At 68.9% G+C, this 17,634-nt stretch carries 17 protein-coding genes; 12 read left to right on the top strand and 5 right to left on the bottom strand.

Going from position 1 to position 17,634, the window contains the following annotated elements; translation table 11 throughout:
* Window positions 1-96: 96 nt before the first annotated feature.
* Together WH85_RS01365 and WH85_RS01360 are read left to right on the top strand one after the other, a co-directional pair.
* Window positions 97-687 (top strand): hypothetical protein, encoded by a 591-nt coding sequence (locus WH85_RS01365; protein WP_052720070.1) that lies wholly within the window; start codon window positions 97-99, stop codon window positions 685-687.
* Window positions 688-1,039: 352 nt separating this feature from the next.
* Complete coding sequence (locus tag WH85_RS01360) at window positions 1,040-1,252, top strand: hypothetical protein (RefSeq protein ID WP_045739780.1); 213 nt, start codon at window positions 1,040-1,042, stop codon at window positions 1,250-1,252.
* Here the strand turns inward: WH85_RS01360 and WH85_RS01355 are convergent.
* Window positions 1,237-2,139: a hypothetical protein gene (locus WH85_RS01355; RefSeq protein WP_157410677.1), complete on the bottom strand. Its 903-nt coding sequence runs from the start codon at window positions 2,137-2,139 to the stop codon at window positions 1,237-1,239. The genes WH85_RS01360 and WH85_RS01355 overlap by 16 nt on opposite strands.
* Before the next feature lie 82 nt (window positions 2,140-2,221).
* Here WH85_RS01355 and WH85_RS01350 point away from each other — a divergent pair, with 82 nt between their 5' ends.
* The 8 genes from WH85_RS01350 (at window position 2,222) to WH85_RS01315 (ending at window position 13,319) form a co-directional block, all read left to right on the top strand.
* A complete protein-coding gene (locus WH85_RS01350) occupies window positions 2,222-4,258 on the top strand; it encodes a HEAT repeat domain-containing protein (RefSeq protein ID WP_045739942.1) in 2,037 nt (678 codons plus the stop codon).
* Window positions 4,255-5,478, top strand: a complete 1,224-nt coding sequence (locus WH85_RS01345) for a sensor histidine kinase (protein ID WP_045739778.1) — start codon at window positions 4,255-4,257, stop codon at window positions 5,476-5,478. Before WH85_RS01350 ends, WH85_RS01345 begins: the two co-directional genes overlap by 4 nt.
* The gene (locus WH85_RS01340; RefSeq protein ID WP_045739777.1) at window positions 5,466-6,110 is read left to right on the top strand and encodes a LuxR C-terminal-related transcriptional regulator; all 645 of its coding nucleotides are present in this window, start codon (window positions 5,466-5,468) and stop codon (window positions 6,108-6,110) included. Before WH85_RS01345 ends, WH85_RS01340 begins: the two co-directional genes overlap by 13 nt.
* A gap of 143 nt (window positions 6,111-6,253) precedes the next feature.
* Window positions 6,254-7,033 carry an ABC transporter ATP-binding protein gene (locus tag WH85_RS01335; RefSeq protein WP_045739776.1) on the top strand — a complete coding sequence of 260 codons (780 nt, stop codon included), beginning with the start codon at window positions 6,254-6,256 and terminating at the stop codon, window positions 7,031-7,033.
* The gene (locus tag WH85_RS01330) at window positions 7,030-9,564 is read left to right on the top strand and encodes an FtsX-like permease family protein (protein ID WP_083448709.1); all 2,535 of its coding nucleotides are present in this window, start codon (window positions 7,030-7,032) and stop codon (window positions 9,562-9,564) included. Before WH85_RS01335 ends, WH85_RS01330 begins: the two co-directional genes overlap by 4 nt.
* Window positions 9,565-9,934: 370 nt before the next feature.
* Window positions 9,935-10,240: a type VII secretion target gene (locus WH85_RS01325; RefSeq protein ID WP_045739774.1), complete on the top strand. Its 306-nt coding sequence runs from the start codon at window positions 9,935-9,937 to the stop codon at window positions 10,238-10,240.
* Window positions 10,240-12,678, top strand: a complete 2,439-nt coding sequence (locus WH85_RS01320) for a DUF6571 family protein (protein WP_045739773.1) — start codon at window positions 10,240-10,242, stop codon at window positions 12,676-12,678. The genes WH85_RS01325 and WH85_RS01320 overlap by 1 nt, the downstream gene beginning before the upstream one ends.
* The gene (locus tag WH85_RS01315; protein WP_045739772.1) at window positions 12,675-13,319 is read left to right on the top strand and encodes a hypothetical protein; all 645 of its coding nucleotides are present in this window, start codon (window positions 12,675-12,677) and stop codon (window positions 13,317-13,319) included. Before WH85_RS01320 ends, WH85_RS01315 begins: the two co-directional genes overlap by 4 nt.
* Window positions 13,320-13,326: 7 nt before the next feature.
* On the opposite strand, the gene WH85_RS46580 is transcribed toward WH85_RS01315, so the two are convergent.
* The 3 genes from WH85_RS46580 to WH85_RS01300 all read right to left on the bottom strand — a co-directional run bounded on the left by WH85_RS46580 (window position 13,327) and on the right by WH85_RS01300 (window position 15,290).
* A complete protein-coding gene (locus WH85_RS46580; protein WP_157410676.1) occupies window positions 13,327-14,010 on the bottom strand; it encodes a DUF6199 family natural product biosynthesis protein in 684 nt (227 codons plus the stop codon).
* A 515-nt stretch (window positions 14,011-14,525) separates the two neighbouring features.
* On the bottom strand, window positions 14,526-14,804 hold the full coding sequence (locus tag WH85_RS01305; RefSeq protein WP_045739771.1) for a hypothetical protein: 279 nt from the start codon (window positions 14,802-14,804) through the stop codon (window positions 14,526-14,528).
* A gap of 48 nt (window positions 14,805-14,852) precedes the next feature.
* The gene (locus WH85_RS01300) at window positions 14,853-15,290 is read right to left on the bottom strand and encodes a hypothetical protein (RefSeq protein WP_045739770.1); all 438 of its coding nucleotides are present in this window, start codon (window positions 15,288-15,290) and stop codon (window positions 14,853-14,855) included.
* Between the two features lie 54 nt (window positions 15,291-15,344).
* Between WH85_RS01300 and WH85_RS48060 the strand changes: the two genes are divergently transcribed.
* Window positions 15,345-16,034: an ISAs1 family transposase gene (locus tag WH85_RS48060; RefSeq protein ID WP_245673774.1), complete on the top strand. Its 690-nt coding sequence runs from the start codon at window positions 15,345-15,347 to the stop codon at window positions 16,032-16,034.
* Complete coding sequence (locus WH85_RS52685; RefSeq protein ID WP_245673773.1) at window positions 16,031-16,417, top strand: hypothetical protein; 387 nt, start codon at window positions 16,031-16,033, stop codon at window positions 16,415-16,417. The genes WH85_RS48060 and WH85_RS52685 overlap by 4 nt, the downstream gene beginning before the upstream one ends.
* 468 nt (window positions 16,418-16,885) lie before the next feature.
* Here the strand turns inward: WH85_RS52685 and WH85_RS01290 are convergent, their stop codons facing one another.
* Window positions 16,886-17,512: a hypothetical protein gene (locus tag WH85_RS01290; RefSeq protein WP_045739769.1), complete on the bottom strand. Its 627-nt coding sequence runs from the start codon at window positions 17,510-17,512 to the stop codon at window positions 16,886-16,888.
* Between the last annotated feature and the right edge of the window lie 122 nt (window positions 17,513-17,634).

Below are 17,634 nucleotides of genomic sequence, written 5' to 3'. Positions count from 1 at the left end.
CCTTCTCCAGGACATTCCCGGCGACTACGCCCGGCTCGCCGCAGTCATCCGGAACGCGGCCTCGGGCAGCGCCCCTACCTGCCGTGGGCGGTGCGCGTGCCGCAGATCCTGGCCCGCCCCGGGATCCTGGACGCCCTCCACCAGGACGACAGCGACTACGTACGCCGCTCCGTCGCCAACCACCTCAACGACCTGAGCCGCGACCATCCCGCCTTGGTCGTCGAGGTCGCCGACCGTTGGCTGACCCCCCCTTCCCCCCACACCACCCGTCTGGTCCGGCACGCGTTACGGACCCTGGTGAAGCGCGGCGACCAAGGCGCCCTAGCCCTTCTCGGCTTCAGGTCCACGGCCGTGAAAACCGACGGCCCGGTCCTCAGCCACAGCATCGTCCCGTTCGGCGGCGAACTACAGTTCAGCGCCACCGTCACCAACCGAGGCCCGGAACCGGCACGGCTCGCCATCGACTACGTAATCCATCACCGCAAGGCCAACGGCGGCCAAAGCGCCAAAACCTTCAAACTCACCGTTTGTACGCTCGCCGCCGGCGAAACACTGACGCTGGAGCGCCGCCACTCGTTCCGTCCGATCAGCACCCGCCGCTACCACCCCGGCGAGCACGGCGTCTCCCTGCAGGTGAACGGCGTGCCGACCGGCACGGTGGCCTTCGAACTGACCTCGCCCGTTTAGCACTCCAGCAGGAGATCCGTTCTGAGCTGCTGTGACGGTGCGGTTTTGTCCGTGGACAGCAAGCAGCCACCGCTGAGCCTCGATGGTTGTGTGGACCCGAAAGCGGCGGTGGCTGTCGCCTACAGCGTAGATGCTCAGCGATGGTCCGAGCTGTTCGGCGAGTCGATGAACCCGGCCCGGACTGCCTCCACCGTGGGGGCCGGAGCGCTCAGGTTCGAGGCACGTTGCTCCCGGTCCGGGCCGGGTTGACGACCTCGAGTCATTCCCTGCCCACGAAATCGGTCAGGCATCGCGCCATCGACCTCATGCGGCGCATTTAAAATGCCGGCAAAGTACGGCGTACGTCTCGGCCATGCAGGTGCAGTTGTGCGGGGTCGAGGCCCCGTTCGAGCAGGTCGGCGAAGACCGCGCGTCCCGCCCGGCGGAGCGGGCTCGCCGGGCTCCACCTGCTGTGCAGGTGCTTATCCGCCAGCGGATGGTCGATGTCGCGGCCCTGCGGGTCAACCGCTCGACGGTGATTCGCGCCCGTTCCGATGCCCTCGAAGCTCCTCAGCTACCCGGCTGACGGATTGCGGCGCCCGGATCGGTGCTCTGCTCAAGGGCCGTCCACCACTCCTCCAGCTCATCGACCCGGCTCTGGAGTGCGGCGTTCACCGCCCGGGCCGTCGCCAGTTCCTCGGTCAGCGCACCGATCGGCCCGGAGGCGGTCAGGGCGTCGAGCAAGCCCGCGACCAGCCGATCCTCAGCGGCGATCCGGCGGAGCGCGGAGGCGACCACCTCCGGCGACAGCTCAGCCACGAACTCTCTCGGAAGCGTGAGCAGGCGAGCAACCTCGCCGAGGCTCCGCGCGGCGCTCATCTGGCGCCGAAGGCGCTCGGCAGACGGCACCGCCGGTTCGGCCGGTGTCGCAGCCGTCACGATCGGCTTGACGGGAGAAGGAGCAGACTTCGACATAGGCGCGGGCGTAGGTGCCGGCTCCGGTTCAGGCTCGGCCTCTGCCGGAAGCTCGGGAAGGTCGTCCCCCACCCAGACGTAGGCCAGAGTGTCGCCCTTCTGACGTCGGACGACATTCGGCCACTTGGGCAGAACCGCCAGGGCGCGGGGCCCGTGCCGGGCCCAGGTCTCGTTCCGGAGACCGAGCTCGGCCAGACTCTCCCGGATCTCTCGCACCTTCAGCGGGACCGACGACTCGGCCAGCAGGTGGAGAACCACCGCGAGGGGCTCTTGGGCGAAGACGGCGTGGAACAGCCGGGAGTCGGACAGAGCCAGGAAACGCAGCGAACCCCTCGTCGCGACGTCAACGCCGGCGCCCCGCGGGACATGCTCCTCCTCACCGGTGTCATCCCACTTGACCTGGTAATTTGCCCCGTCATCCGCGATGATCGATCCGGCTCGGGTACGGCGTACGCCAGACGAATCGGACACCCGGACAAGACCCTGATCTGCGCTCACGAACGCGACTGTAACGGTTGTCGTCGCGGCCGGAGCCAGCCAGCTCTGAGAACTGTCGGTGGGTCCGGGCATAGTGTCCGGCATGTTCAGCGGGATTCATGACGTCGACTGGGCGTCATTGCAGCATGCCTACGGCTCAGCCGACGAGGTGCCGGCACTTCTGGAGGCGATGCGTTCCCCCGACGCCGAGGAACGGGACCGGGCGCTCGGCGACTTCTACAGCAAGGTTCATCACCAGGGCAGCGTCTACTCCAGCACGACAGCGAGCCTGCCGTTCCTGCTCGAATTGGCCGGTGATCCGGCCACCCCGGATCGTGAGAAGGTCATCGCCCTGCTGGTGAACATCGGCACGGAGGCGGTCGGGCAGGGTGATACCGACTACGCCGATGCGGACTTCATCGGCTCCGCAGCGTTCGCGCGCAGTCATGCGGAGGCGTTCGCCGACTTCACCGCGGATGCCGACTGCCGGGTTCGTCAGGCCGCCATCCCCAGCCTGGGCCTCTTCCTCGACGACGCCGACCGGGCGCTCGCCGTGTTGCAGGACCGCTCGGCGATGAGTTTCTGCCTCCTCGAACGCCTCCTGGTGACACGGACGACAGCCACGCTGACCCGGCGACTGCCGGAGATCAGGCCGGCCGCGACGGCATGGCTCGCCGGCCTGGTCCGGAACCCGCTCGGGGAACCCGAGTTCCGGCTGGCCGCGTTGATCCACCAGGCCGGATGCGATCCGGAGGCGATCAGCGACGATCTCGTACCGGCCGCGATCGCTCTGTTGCGCGAGATCGCCGACGCGGCACCGCAGGAGCAGCCGTGGCCAGAACCGCCACCGGTCACGCCACCGGCCGACGATGTGCCGCCGTTCGTCTCCGCCGCGTTCGACGATCTGGAGCGCGCCGATCGGCGCTACGCACTCACCACGGATCTGCTGAGAACACTGCACCAATCGCTGGGCGCACGCGTCTCGCAACGCACCGATCTCCTGACCGCGCAGCTGAGCAGCCCCGAGCCCGGCGTCCGGCTGGACGCGATCCGGATGACGAGCGATCTTCTCCAAGCCTTCCGTGGCGACCACAGCGCTCTGATCCGGCTCGTCGCCGCCCAACTCGCCGCGAACAATCTGGAGGTCGCGGCCGAGGCGGCAACGCTGCTGGAGCGGCACCACCCGATCGCCGAACCCGCCCGTGAGGCCCTGGCCGGCCGGCTCGCGAGCCACGGGCCGGACGGATGGACGACCCAGCGACCACACCTGCGCCGACTGCACCAGAAGGCGGCCATGGCGCTGGCCCGGCTCGGCGACGCTCGGGCACTTCCCAGCCTGCGGGTGGCATTGGACAGCGACGTCGACGCCTGGCTCGCCGTCGAGGTGGCCGGAGCACTGCCGCAGGCAGCCGACCAGTTGGTGCCGCGCCTGCACGATCGGCTACGCGACGCCGACCTGTCCGAGAAGTGGCCGTCCGAGGCGAACGGCATCCTGTCCGCCTTGACGAGACTCGGCGATCCGTCCGCACTGCCCATCGTCACCGAAACACTCGTGGCCGCTGCCCGACAGCAGAACTGGGACGTCACACGATCCGCACTGACGGCCCTCCACGCACTCGGCCCGGCAGCGACATCCGCGCTCGCCGAGATCCGATCGGTCATCGCTGTCGAGGACACCTGGACCCGGGCCGCAGCGGTCACCACCCTCTGGGCTGTCAGCGGCGACCGCGACGAGGTCATGCCGGCTGCCCTCGCGCTGCTCGAAACCTTCGCGCTACGAGAAGCGGCCGACGTGCTCGGCCGCATCGGCCCACCAGCGGCGGCGGCCCTTCCCCGCCTGCGAGAACTGTTGACGGCCGACTATGACTGGAATCGCGTACACGCTGCCGCGGCCGTCTGGGATGTCGCCGGTGAGCCGGAAGCTCCCGCCGTGCTGGACGTGCTCCTGCACGCCTGGCGGAACAACTCCGCGACGGGCAATCACGTAGCCGCCTGCCTGAAACGGATGGGCGCGGCCGCCGCACCCGCGGTGCCACAGATCCGGGCAGAACTCGCCCGCTTCGAACGCGGAGGACGATTCGGAAGCATCAGCAACGACGAGACGCTGGTACGCGACCTCACCGCAGTCCTCACGGCATGACACAGACGGCGTGGGACGCGCTGACGGCCCGCCGGTTGCGGCTGCTGGGCACCTGGTGGCCGTGGCGGTGTGCGGGTTATCTGCTGTGCTCGCCGCTGGTCGCGTACGGCTGGTTGATGATCTGCCTGCCGCTCGGACCGTGGGCCGGCATCCCACTCGGCGCGGTCGAACGCCGGCGTCTGTCGTGGGTTCAGGGCGGCGTGCCGTCGTCGCCGCACACGAGGCCCACCCGGCCCGGCCCGGGTGGGTGGCTCGCCGGCCGGCTACGGGAGCGGACGACCTGGCAGGAACTGGGGTACGCCCTCCTGCTCCTGCCGCTCAGCGTCGTCGACTTCCTCGTACCGTTCATGCTGCTCGCCATCCCGCTGACCCTGGTCCTCGCCCCGCTCACCGCCGGCCGGCGCGGCGACGCGGTGCAGGTGCTCGCCTGGTTGCGTCTCGACCCGTCCCACCTGCCCGGGGCCGTACTCGCCCCGGTCCTGGGCCTGGTGCTGCTGGCCGCCGGGCTCTATCTGATCACCGCGATCACCGCCGCCCGGGCGCTGGTGGTGCGCTCGCTGCTGGTCGGCGACCAGGAGGTGGTGCTGGGCAGCCGGGTGCGGGAGCTCACCGCGTCACGGACCCGGGTGGTGGCCGGGTTCGAGTCCGAGCGGCGCCGGATCGAGCGGGACCTGCACGACGGTGCCCAGCAGCAACTGACCTCCCTGCTGATGACCCTCGGCATGTTGCGGGTGCGCCTGAGCGACGGCGACCCGGACGCCCGCACGCTGGCCGAGAAGGCGCACGAGGATGCCGGCCGGGCCCTGCGAGAGCTACGCGACCTGGTCCACGGCATCTACCCGGCGACGCTGCGCGAGCGGGGGCTACCGGCGATGCTGGCCGAGCTGGCCGACGATCACCCGCTGCCCGTCGAGTTGCACGTGGACCTGCCCCGCAGGCCCTCCGCGGGGATCGAGTCCACGCTGTGGTTCGCGATCTCCGAGGCGCTGTCCAACGTGGTCAAGCACAGCGGGGCGCCGGCAGCCTCGGTGTCGGTCGTGGCCACCGGCGCCCGGATCGTCGCCGAGGTGCGCGACGACGGCACGGGCGGAGCGGATCCGGCCGGCGGCGGGCTGGCCGGCATCGCCGACCGGGTCGAGGCGTACGGGGGTACGGTGCTCGTCCGCAGCCCGGCCGGGGGTCCTACGATCGTCACGATGGAGCTTCCGTGCGCATCGTGATCGGTGAGGATTCCGTCCTGCTCCGGGAGGGTCTGGTCGCGTTACTCGGCTCCGGCGGGCACGAGATCGTGGCGGTGGCCGGCGACCGCGACGCCCTGCTCACGGCGATCCGGGAGCATCGGCCGGACCTGTCGATCATCGACGTCCGCATGCCGCCGGACTTCAGCGACGAGGGGCTGCGGGTCGCCGTCCAGGTCCGCGCGGAGGATCCGGGCGCGCGGATCCTCGTGTTCAGCCAGCACGTCACCCACCGGTCCGCCACCGACCTGCTGTCCTCGGGCACCAGCGGCGTGGGCTATCTGCTCAAGGAACGGGTCGGGCACGTGGACGACTTCCTCGGCGCGATCGACGAGGTCGCGGCCGGCGGCTCGGTCATCGACCCGGAGGTGGTGCGCCAACTGCTCGGCCGCCGCCGCAACGCCTCACCGCTGGAGCGGCTGACCGAGCGGGAGACCGAGGTGCTCGCCCTCATGGCTCAGGGCCGGACCAACACCGCGATCGCCGCCGCCCTGTCGATCAGCGAGGCGACCGTGCTCAAACACGTCAACGGCATCTTCGCCAAGCTCGACCTGGCCCGCAGCCACGTCGATCACCGCCGGGTGCACGCCGTGCTGACCTATCTGCAGGGCTGACGGCCGGCTTCGGGCCCTGGCCGCTCACGCCGCCGACCGGGACGAGGTCCCGGCAGCGGTACCCCGGAGGTAACGCTGGCACTACCCCCGGAACTCACCTCCACGATGATGTCCGGAACGCCCTGTCCTGATGAGCTTGATCCATGCGTCCGGAACAGACATCCGCCAAGCAGACAGCCCTCAAACCCGACGGTGACCAGGCCGTCTCCGTCCGCGGGCTGACCAAGACGTACGGGTCGGGGGCCACGCGGGTCACCGCGCTCGACGACGTGTCGGCCGACTTCGGCCGCGGACAGTTCACGGCGATCATGGGTCCTTCGGGTTCGGGCAAGTCCACCTTCCTGCAATGCGTCGCCGGCCTCGACCGGCCCACCGCCGGTCAGGTCACGATCGCCGGCGCCGACCTGACACTGATGTCGGAGCGGCGTCTGACGGCCCTGCGCCGCGACCGGCTCGGCTTCGTCTTCCAGGCCTTCAACCTCATCCCGACGCTGAGCGCCGAGGAGAACATCACGCTCGCCGAGCGGCTCGGCGGGCGCCGGGCCGACCGGGAGTGGCTGGCGCACCTGGTCACCTCGCTACAGCTGGGCGACCGCCTGACCCACCGGCCCGCCGAGCTGTCGGGCGGTCAACAGCAGCGCGTCGCGGTCGCCCGGGCGCTGCTGTATCGGCCCGAGGTGGTGTTCGCCGACGAGCCGACCGGCAACCTGGACTCGCGGACCGGGCTGGAGGTGCTGCGGTTCTTCCGGCGAGCGGTCGACGAGTCCGGGCAGACGGTCGTCATGGTGACGCACGACCCGCTCGCGGCCGGCTGGGCGCACCGGGTCCTGTTCCTGCGCGACGGCCGGCTCGTCGAGGAACTCGTCCGCCCGACGGCAGACACCGTGCTGGCCCGGCTCGCCGCGCTGGAGGGCCTCGCATGATCACCATGGCCTGGCGCAGCCTGCGTACCCGCTGGCCGGCCGCGATCGGCTCGATCATCGCCGTGATGCTCGGCGCCGCGCTGGTGGCGGCGGCCCTGATCCTGCAGCAGTCGGCCTCCGCCGCGAACCCGGACGGCGCCCCGACGCCCTGGGCACTCGGCAACACCGACCTGGTCGTCCGGATGCCGGACCAGGCGGTCGCCGCCGACGGCCGGACGATGCCGCTCACCGACCGGCGCCGGCTGACCGCCGGGCAACTCGAGCGGATCCGCGCCACGGACGGCGTCGCCGAGGTCACCACCGAGAACCCGTCCCCCGCGTACGTCTCGACCGGCGGCGCGACCATCGGCGACACCACCAAGCGGTCGTGGGCGCACCCGTGGAGCACCGCGCTCACGGAACCCGTCACGCTGACCCAGGGCACGGCGCCCCGGGTGCCCGGCGACGTCGTCCTGGACCGGGACACCGCCGCGGCGGCCGGCGTCACAGTCGGCGAGAAGGTCACGCTGGTGACGCTGAAGGGCACGGCTGCCTACCGGCTGACCGGGATCGTGACCTGGCCCGGCTCCCAGTATGAGCACGCGGTCCTGCTCACCGACGCCCGCGCGGCCGAACTCGGCGGCGACCCGCTACTCGCCCTGGTCAGGGTGTCCGGCGATCCGGCGGCGGTGCGGAACGCGCTGCGGGCCGCGCTGCCCGAGGCGGAGGTGACCGCCGACCGGTCGCACGCGCTGATCCTGGACCGGCGCACGGCCGAGCTGTCCGGCGGGTCGAGCCAGTTCGTCCTGCTGATGGCGGCAAGCGCCCTGGGCATCGCGGCACTGGTCATCGCGAGCACGCTGTCCGTGTCCGTGCACCAGCGGCGCCGCGAGATCGCCCTGCTGCGCACGGTGGGTGCCACCCCCGCCCGGGTACGCCGCCTCGTGGTCGGCGAGGCCGCGTTCATCGGCGTGTTCGCGGGGTTGCTCGGCGGGTTACTCGGCGTCGGCTTCGGCGCCGTGGGGATCCGGTTCTTCGCGGCGCAGGGCATGATCGCGGACTCCGTACGCCTGCAGGTCGGCATGACCCCCTTCCTGGCCGGCACCGGCGTCGCCGTGCTCACCGCGATCCTGGCCGGCGCCCTGCCCGCGTGGAAGGCGTCGAAGATCTCCCCGGCCGAAGCCATGCGCTCGGCCGACGCCCAGCCCACCCCGTCGAGCCGGCTGCGGATCGTCACCGGTTTCGTGATGCTCGGCATCGCCGCCCACTTCGTCATCGCGGGCGCCGTGGTCGCGGGCACCCGCGGCTACACCACGATCGACGTGGCCGGAGTGTTGTTCATCCTGTCGGCGCCCTTCCTGGTGCTGGCCGCGGTGCTCCTCGGACGGCAGTTGCTCGCCGGGCTGCTGCGGCTGGTCACGCCGCTGCTGGGCCGCTCGTTCGGCGTCTTCCTGGCCACCCGGCAGATCCGCAACGACCTGTCCCGGGCCGTCGGGGTGACCACGCCGCTGCTGCTCATGGTGGCTTTCGCGTGTCTGCTGATCTTCCAGGAGAAGGGCACCTTCGAGGCGCAGGCCCGCAACTACGCCGAGCAGCTGCACATCGACCTCGCCGTGCGCGGCAGCGAGCAGCTCGGCGTGCCGCCCGGGTTGGCCGGCCGGGTCGCGGACATACCCGGCGTCGCGGCGGCGACCGGCATGATCAATACGCGCCTTCTCGTGCCGCGCGACGGCTCCTCGGTGGAGGCCCTGGCCGTCGACCCGGCTGCCGCGGGCGAGTTGTTCCGGGTACCGGTGACCGCAGGCGCGTGGCAGGATTTCGGCGCCGGCTCGATCGCCGTCGACCGCGGCGTGGCGAGCCAGTACGGCTGGCGCGCCGGACAGCAGGCCGACGTGCTGCTCAACGACGGCACCCCGCAACGCGTACGGGTGGCAGCGATCTTCGACGCCGGCGCGGCCACGCTGTCCGTCCTCATGCCACGCTCGATGGCCCAGCCCCACCTGCTCGAACCCTACGACGCCGGGGTGCTCGTCCGGGTCGACGCCGGCGCGGACCCCGCCGCCGTCGCCGCCCGCATCGACGCTCTGCGCTCCGTGGACCCGAACGTCGAGGCTCTCACCAAGGACGGCTTCATGGCATTCCTGCGGACCCAGAGCAGCGGCGACACCTGGATCATCCATCTCCTCGTCGTCCTGATCGGCGGCTACGCCGGAATCGCCGCCATCAACGTGCTGGTCAGCTCGGCCATGGCCCGACGCGGGCAGTTCGCACTGCTGCGGCTCGCCGGGGCACAGCCCGCGTACATCATCCGGGCCGTGATCTGCGAGACGGCGATCATCGTGGCCGGCGGAATCCTCCTCGGCACGCTCGTCGCCGCAGTGCCACTGCTCGGCTACGGCTACGGCTTCACCCACTCGCTGTGGCTGCCCTTCGCCCCCGGCCCGTACGCACTGATCTGCGCCGCCGCCCTGTTCATCGGACTCGTCGGCGGCGTCGTGCCGGCCCGCCTGGCGCTGCGCTCCCGCGCCCTCGACACCCTGCGGGCGAGCTGACACCCAGCACTGTGGACGGCGTTTGTTCGGAGCACGTTCGGCATCCCCGGGAAAGGTCCCGGTCCGATGATTTGATGATATTCATCGAGGCCGGGACCAAGGAGGAAAAGCTGCGTGTTCACTACCGGTGACCGGTGGTGCGGGCGTGTCGGAGCCGGGGGTTGTCACGGTCACCTTGACGGCCTCACCGGCTCCCCCTGCTTCGGCAGCGGCCGATCACTCCACGAAAACCCTGCTCAGGGAAGCATGAGTCGAAAACGCAACAGCCCTGACACAGCAGTGCTCATGATCATGAGCACTCGGCCCAGCCGGTCATTCCGGTAGTCGGGTGGCTATTGTCGCGTGATGACAATCAGCGGGGGAGGGCCGCATGGCTGAGTTGGACCTCGATGAGAAGCTGCTACGCAGCATCGCGGCGGGTGTGGCGGACGCCGCCGGCACCCTGCAGTCGGGGGTGAAAGCGGCAGGCACCGGGCTGGCGCCGTCGTCGCAGACCGGCTCCGCCGCGTTCACCGCGGTCCAGGCCGCGGAGAGGACCTGGCTGACCGAGCTGGGCAGCCTGCAGTCCGAGATCGGCGGGTTCTCGGTGAGCCTCAAGGCGGCGGCGGACGAATACTCCGCCACCGACCACGACAACGCCGACGATCTGCGGAACGCTGCGAACGGGGCACCGTGATGAGCGACCTGACCTTGCCGGACGTCCTCGCCGTCGAGTCCGGCCCGTGGCTGGCCGCCGCCGACACCTGGCGAACCCTGGCCAAGGCACTCGACAGAACCGACGAGCAGATGATCGACGGTGTGCGTGACCTGCCGGAGGCGTGGAGCAAGGGCACCGGGTCGAGTGCCGCCGCTGTGAAGGCGACCACACTGCGCCAGCGGACCAACGCGACCTACAGCCCGGTGAAGAACATCGGCGACCAGCTGGAACTGCACGGCTACTCGATGGCGGCGCTGCGGCGCTACGCCGAACAGATCATCGCGTCGGCGAAGGAGGCCGGCTACACCGTGGACCCGGTGGCGATGACCGTTGAGGCGCCCGCGTCGGCGTACATGGGGGGAAACCTCGACCAGACCGGCCGGGCGACCGGGAACCTGCTGAACGAACTCCGCGAGGTGGTCACCCGGGCGCAGGCGCAGGACGACGAGACGGCCGGCATCCTCAACGGCAACGTGCCGGGTGCCCCGGGCGGCCGCTCGTGGGCCGGCGAGGCCGGCACGATCGCACGCGCCCAGGAACTGGCCCTGAAGCTCAAGGACCCGACGTACAAGCCGACCGCGGCGGAGCTCGACGAGCTTGCGGAGCTCATCACCGAGTACGGCAACGACCCGGAGTTCGCGTACCAGATGCTCACCAAGCTCGGGCCGCAGGGCCTGCTGGAGCTGAACGGCACCCTGGCGACCTACCAGCTGGACCGGCCGGGCAAGGACGAGGACGGCTGGCTGTTCGATACGCACCGGGCCGACACCGTGAAGGCCCTGCAGCTGGGCCTCGGCAACATGCTGGAGACCGCCACCGAGCGCAACGGCGTCGAGACCGGCCCGTACGGCGAGGGGTACATCCCCGGCGAGAACGAGTTGTCCAGCCAGTGGGTGGCCGACCTGATGACGGCCGGGCGCAGCACGATGACCATCGGCGACCCGACCCAGCCGGGACGGTCCATCGACGGCGTCTACGGCTACCAGTTGCTCTCCCCGCTGCTGCGCAACAGCGACCTCGACGCCTCCTTCCTGACCAACGTCGGCGGCGACATGGTCGACTTCGAGATGTCGAACGAGGACAAGAGCGCCATGTGGAACACCGGCCGCGGCGAGAACATCCGCCTCGACTGGACGCAGGACCACGACAACGACCTGGCGGCGGCCGGCTACGACCCGATGAACGGCCTGATGGAGGGCCTGTCGAAGAACGGCGCCGCCACGCAGGACCTGCTCACCCAGGTCACCGAGTTCTCCGCCGACGGTCCGGCCGACGGCCGGCTGACCCGTCTCGACTACCTGCTGACCGACCGGGACTGGACCGGCACCCCGGACGTCCCCGGCGGCCCGGGCTTCATGTCGGTGCTGATGGACAAGGGCGAGGACTACCAGAGCAGCGGTCTCGACAAGTTCGGTGAGGCCCTGGAGAACGCCACCATCACCCACCACAGCGACGACTCCCGCCGCCTGATCGAGTCGATCATCTTCGAGACGAACGTCGACGAGACGGCCCGCGGCTACGAGAACGCCTTCAACGCGAACGACAGCGGCAAGTCCGAGATCTTCGCCAAGACCGACATGGTCGACCCGCAACTGCGCGACTCGATGGGCCGGATCATGTCGTCGTACATCAGCGACGTGAACCAGAACATGATCGGATCGGTGGAGGCGGACACCTTCCAGGTGGACAAGACCCACCTCACGCGGTTCCTGGCCGACGTCGGCAAGGACGAGACCGCCCACGCGGCCATCGCCGACGCCCAGGCCATCTACACCGAGCAGAGGTACCAGTACATCCTCTCCGGCCAGCAAAATCCGGACGCCGACATCTACGCCAACCTGGACGCCATGTCGGCCGAGTCGCACAAGTACGGTGCTGTGCTCGGGACCATCGACTACGGCGCCGGCTTGGCGAACCACGACACCAGCCAAATGCTCGACGACGCAGCGAACACCACCATCGAGAACCGGTACAAGTTCGCCGGCCCGGTCGCCGAGGCGATCGCGGGTGTGGCGACCTCGCGAGTCCCGGGCGCCAGTGACCTGATCAACGGAGTCACCGGCGAGGTCCTGAGCCAGCTGGAGGAGAGCCAGAAGGTCGACAGCTCCGGCCGGACCTCCTACGACGTCGGCACCATGCTCGGCACCAGCCGCAGCTATGCCGCGGAGCTCGCCGAGGCGGGGCTCTACACCTCCGGACGGCTGCAGCATCTCCCAGAGACGCTCTACCAGGACGGCAAGCTGATACCGCTGGACCAACTCGACGAAGGCCAGCGGCAGGACTGGAACGCGTACCGGAACGGGTTGGGTCTGGACACGGTCGGCAGGGCCTCCAAAGACTCGCTGGAATCCTACGAGAGCGGGTACAACTCGGCGAGGAACACCTTCGACAACAACCAGATGGGAACCCCGAAGTGAAGCGACTGACCTCGGGGGCCGCCATCGTGATGATGAGCCTGCTGGCCGGGTGCACCGGCACCGACGAGCCCTCCACCTCGAGTACGCCGTCCTCGCCGGCCACGTCGTCGATGACCGACGAGGAGGCTTACCGGAAGGTGCCCATCGACGGCACCGACGCCGTCCCGATCACCTGGGAATCGCTCGAATCCCCGGAGAGCGAGCAGGTCCTCGCCGCCCGGCGGAGTCTCGCGTTCCTCTACTGGGAGCGCAGCGAGACCGACTGGACCCCGATCATCCCGATCGCCCGGCACCTGGTCACCGAGAAGCACTTCCAGGAGGTGTACGAGCCGTTCGCCGGCGTCACCGACTTCGAGGACCCGTTGCGAGGGCCGCTCTGGATCAAGCTGATGGGCGTCGAGAAGACCAGCCCGGACGTGGTCCGGGTGAACTTCTGCACCGACCGGGGGTACTGGCTGCGGGTGAAGGACGAGGCGAAGGTCCGGGAGGATCCGGCCAACCTGGAGTCGATCGTCGTCAAACTCGTCCAGACCGGTGACGGCGAGCCCCGGTGGCTCACCGACATGCAGATCGACAACGCCGGCGACCGCGCGGATCAGTACGGGGCACAGTGCACGGCCTGGGCCAAACACAAGCCGTGACGGCCGGTCACGCCCCGACCGGGAGTTCGCCGTTCCAGACGTGCCGGCGGTCCAGGGGCCTCCTGAGCTGCACCGGCACCAGGTAGAAGGTCTCACCGGATGTGACGGTCGCCGTCGGGCACGGCGCGTCACATCCGGTGGTGACACTGGCGTAGACGATGGTGTTCATGACCTCGTTGACGCGGACGGCGGTCGGCGGCTTGTCGGCGCGGACCCCGAGGATCAACCAGGATCCGGACTTCCCGGCGAACTCCTGTGCCACGTACGCCGGTGGTGCAGCGCCGGTGATCTCCTTGTATTCGACGATCTTCACCTCCTGGGCCTGCTCCGGAGCCTCCGTCACCTCGGGGGCCATGACGACGGTGGCCGCCTCGACGTCGAAGTCCTCGAGGAGCTGCTCGGCGGCGCTCGCGGTGGAGGTGGGCGTCGGGGTGGAGGTGGGCGTCGGGGTGGAATTCGCGGCGCTGCGAGGATCGTCGGTGCGGCTGATGTCGACGACCAGCCACACCACCACGGCGAGGATCACGAACTGGACGATCCAGCGCATGACGAACGCGCCCTCACTCGGCTCGTTCACCTCCGGGTCACGGTAGGCCCAGGATTCGAACACCCGCCACTGGGAGCGGGGCGAAATCACGCCCCACCCGGCGATCACGGCGATCGGGATCAGGAACAATATGAGGCCATCCAAGGCCGGTTAGGATACCGGCCGCGTGCCCGTCGCCCGCAGTGGTGAAAGCGGGGCCAGGCCGGCAAGGGGCCTTACCGCCGGAACTTGGACACGGAGTTCATCCGGCTGTGCAGCGGTAGCCGATCTTTCCTGGGTCTGCTCGTAGGTGACTGTCCCAGTCTTTGAGGAGGCCGGCCCAGTCGGTCTTTTCGAGGCCTTCGCACAGACGGTCGAGGTTGAGGAGAGGCATCGGATGTCACCTGTGCCGCCACCGGTGGGCGAAGAGATTGGTGATGCCGGCCTTCTCTCCCAGCCGCTTGAGGCGGATCTTGATACCGGCCGCCCGCAGCCGACGTGCCCCCTTCAACGCGATCCACAACTGAGGCACATCGTCGATGCCGGTACGTCGGTTCCGGGATCGGATGTATCGGCGGAGTATGCGCGCCGTTTGAGGACCCAACCGGACACGGGCGTTGCTTGCCGCCTTTGCCGTGCAGGACCACCGAGTCGATGCCGAGGTCCACGTCGGTGACCAGTTACGGCTGCTGGAACGGCGGGCGCATCTTCCTGGCTGCCAGGGCTCCGCGTGATCGGCGCACGAGCGTGACGAACTCGTAGGGGTACAGGACGAGGACGTTCGGGCTGAGGTTGGTCGCCTGCCGGAAGCCATGGTCGCGTGTCACGCAGTATTTGATCGATGGCGGCGCCGCATCATCGGCGGCTTGCAGGGCGGTGGTGAACACGCACGCATCTTCATGGTCGAGCGGCGGGTGGCCATCCACGTTGATGATCTCGACGTGGCCGCCGTTGGTCATGTCGTAGACCAGGTCGTAGAGGAAGTCATGCAGCAGGTTCTCGGCGTCTTAGGGTGACCATCCGAGCCCGCGGGTTTCGGCGATGGCCCCATCACGAGGCTGCCGGGCCTTCAGAACGAGCAGGTCAGCAATGTGGTCGGAGGTCCACACCTCGAGCAGTTCCGGGCCCGCAAACCGACCGGTCGTGGTGAGCGCGACGGCCCGCAGGCTGTCGACCCGGCTGTCGGCTCGGTTCGGAACCGGCGCTTGGCTGTGGCGGGCCGCCGCATCCCGGAACTTGTCCCAGGTGAACGGCGGCCCGAGCAGATCCGCGACATCCAACAGAATGTTGAGGTCGAAAACGACGGTGTGGAGGTCTGGTTCAGCCTCGTGGTGCGCTGGCACGCTGCGGGCCAGGGTGATTGCGTTGTCTGACGGCAAGGCCGTGAGCTGGGGATTCGCGAGGTGATTGGCCTCTGTGGAGGCGAAGGTGGCGGGTGAGATCACGTCGGTGATGATGGAGTTCTCTACGCTTCACAACCCCGAGGACCTCACCCGCCGATGGCATCATCTCTCATCACCGCACTGACCGTCACGGCACCCCACGCCGTGACCGCACCAGTCACGGTCACCGACGGTGACCGCAATGCGCTGCTGGACGTGCTGGCGGGGGTGCCCGACCCGCGTGACCGGCGCGGGATCCGTTACCCGTTGTCAGCGGTACTCGGCGTCGCGGTCTGCGCGGTCATGGCCGGGGCATCGTCGTTCGCGGCGATCACCGATTGGCTTCATGACCTCGACGAACACGCCCGCACCAGGCTCGGCTTCGGTGCTGTCGTTCCCGCCGGGACCACGATGTGGCGGCTCTTAATCCGGCTCGACCCGACCCACCTGTCTACCGTTCTCGCCGGCTGGCTGCACGCCCGTACCCGCCGGCCGGACCGGACACCGCCGCGCAGGTGCCGGCGGGTGATCGCGGTGGACGGTAAGACCCTGCGAGGCGCCCGCTCGGGCGACGGCCGGCAGGTGCATCTGCTGTCCGCGCTGGACACCACCACCGGGATCGTGATCGCGCAGGTCATCGTGGACACGAAGTCGAACGAGATCACCTCGTTCGTGCCGCTGCTCGACGCTGTCGAGACCGTGCTGGGCAGCCTCGCCGGGATGCTGTTCACCGCTGACGCCCTGCACCCCAGACTGGGCACGCCGAACAGATCGCCGCCCGCAAGGCGTACCTGCTGGTCCATGTGAAAGGTAATCAGCCGACCCTGTTCAAGCAGCTCAAGCAGCTGCCCTGGGCGCAGATCCCGGTCGGGGACCGGACCCGCGACCGCGGTCACGGCCGGCGCGAGACCCGCACCGTCAAAGCCGTCACCGTCGCCACGCCCGGCGGCATCGGCTTCCCCTGCGCCGAACAGGCCATCCGGATCACGCGGACCCGGACCGTCGCAAGCCGGACCAGCCGCGAAACCGCTTTGATCAAGGCCGTGACCAGGTCCGATCAAGTGCAGCACCTGCCGGTCTATCCGGATATTTTGACGGCAGCTCCGAAACTCCGGCGCATTACTGTGCACGTGGGAAAATTCGGCTTCCGTCCCGAGCGGCCGATCCGGAACCGCATCGAGGCCTCATAAACGGTGGGATCAGCGACCACTTGACAGCCCATGAGAAGGACCACCCCTCCCCTTCGCCGTGAGGCGCGGGGTCTCTTTATCGCGCCGGGCTGACGAAAGAATACATCGCTATTCGCAGTCCCGCGCTTCTTCCGGCGACAGCTGTCTCGGCGACGGGGTCGACATGACGAAGTCGGGGATCTGGCCGTGCAATCGAGTGAGATTGCAATCCCAGCGCGTCTCTCCGCCATCGCCAGCCGACCCCACTCGTGCGAGGTACTTCCGCCTGGTGCCGACCGCTAGACACATGGAGAGTCGGCGCGTGGGCGGTCGGGCCATCGTCACGGAATTTGTGTCAGTGCGTCCTTTCCTCGGACGAAACCAGCCGCGCCGTGACCTGCCAGGATGATCAGCTGATGATGCTTGGCCAGCAGAACGGACAGATGCTGGTCTCCATACACCGGTCGAGGATCAAATTGGGATCGGTCTTCACGACGCGTTATTTCCGGATGCCGGCACCTCCCGAACATGCCGCCAAATGTGCTGATAGGCGCGATGTGCGGTGCGGAGCCACTTGGGCACCGCATGCCAAGCCACCGTTGTCTCGCGTTCTCCCCAGCCGATCTGAACGATCTTGCGGTCGCCGGCAAAGTCTCGGACCAGGTCGTGCCGTAGGAACAACAGCCGCCCCCGCCAGGCCCCGTCCGCATGGAAGGCCGCCGAGGCGCGGATGCCGGCGGTGTCGACGAGGTCCAGGATTCCCGGAAGTTGCCGTAGCCTGAATCGGTCAGCGAACTCGAAGGACGGAACGTCGTAGGCGTGCTGGATGGCGGCGGGCGATGACGTGTCGCTGCTGGTCAAGCTGACGGCCAACTGCTGGAACGCGATGCCGCCGTCCTGCCATTTCGTCCGCAACGTCGGGTGACCGTGCGGGTCGGTCTCGTCGACGGGCAACTTGAAACGAGGACTCCAGGGAATCTCGCCCACGAAGATGTCTCGGGCTGTCGGAAGTTCGGGAATGAGGTGGTTGCCGGGGTAGTCACATTCGTTGAGTAGCCTCAGCGCTGCGACTGTGTCGGTCTCGTTCAGCAGCATGGTGCGGAAGAAGCCGAACACCTTCCGGCCGTCACGCCTGTGTTCTAGCCTCGGCCCTTCGTTAAGGGTGTCCAAGGACTGGGCCGGAAATAGAGAAGTGCCCTCTGGTCAGGGAAAATAGGGCTTGTCGAGAGTCCTGTTAA

It is taken from the genome of Actinoplanes rectilineatus (assembly GCF_000962825.1).
Lineage (GTDB): Bacteria > Actinomycetota > Actinomycetes > Mycobacteriales > Micromonosporaceae > Actinoplanes > Actinoplanes rectilineatus.
This window is presented reverse-complemented; position numbering and strand designations above follow the sequence as displayed.

Bases quoted from the DNA above. Each gene is read 5' to 3' on its own strand.
- WH85_RS01320 (WP_045739773.1), top strand. From the start codon at position 10,240: ATGAGCGACCTGACCTTGCCGGACGTCCTCGCCGTCGAGTCCGGCCCG.
- WH85_RS01350 (WP_045739942.1), top strand. From the start codon at position 2,222: ATGTTCAGCGGGATTCATGACGTCGACTGGGCGTCATTGCAGCATGCC.
- WH85_RS01335 (WP_045739776.1), top strand. From the start codon at position 6,254: ATGCGTCCGGAACAGACATCCGCCAAGCAGACAGCCCTCAAACCCGAC.
- WH85_RS01305 (WP_045739771.1), bottom strand. From the start codon at position 14,804: ATGACCAACGGCGGCCACGTCGAGATCATCAACGTGGATGGCCACCCG.
- WH85_RS01325 (WP_045739774.1), top strand. From the start codon at position 9,935: ATGGCTGAGTTGGACCTCGATGAGAAGCTGCTACGCAGCATCGCGGCG.
- WH85_RS01330 (WP_083448709.1), top strand. From the start codon at position 7,030: ATGATCACCATGGCCTGGCGCAGCCTGCGTACCCGCTGGCCGGCCGCG.
- WH85_RS48060 (WP_245673774.1), top strand. From the start codon at position 15,345: ATGGCATCATCTCTCATCACCGCACTGACCGTCACGGCACCCCACGCC.
- WH85_RS01360 (WP_045739780.1), top strand. From the start codon at position 1,040: ATGCAGGTGCAGTTGTGCGGGGTCGAGGCCCCGTTCGAGCAGGTCGGC.
- WH85_RS01345 (WP_045739778.1), top strand. From the start codon at position 4,255: ATGACACAGACGGCGTGGGACGCGCTGACGGCCCGCCGGTTGCGGCTG.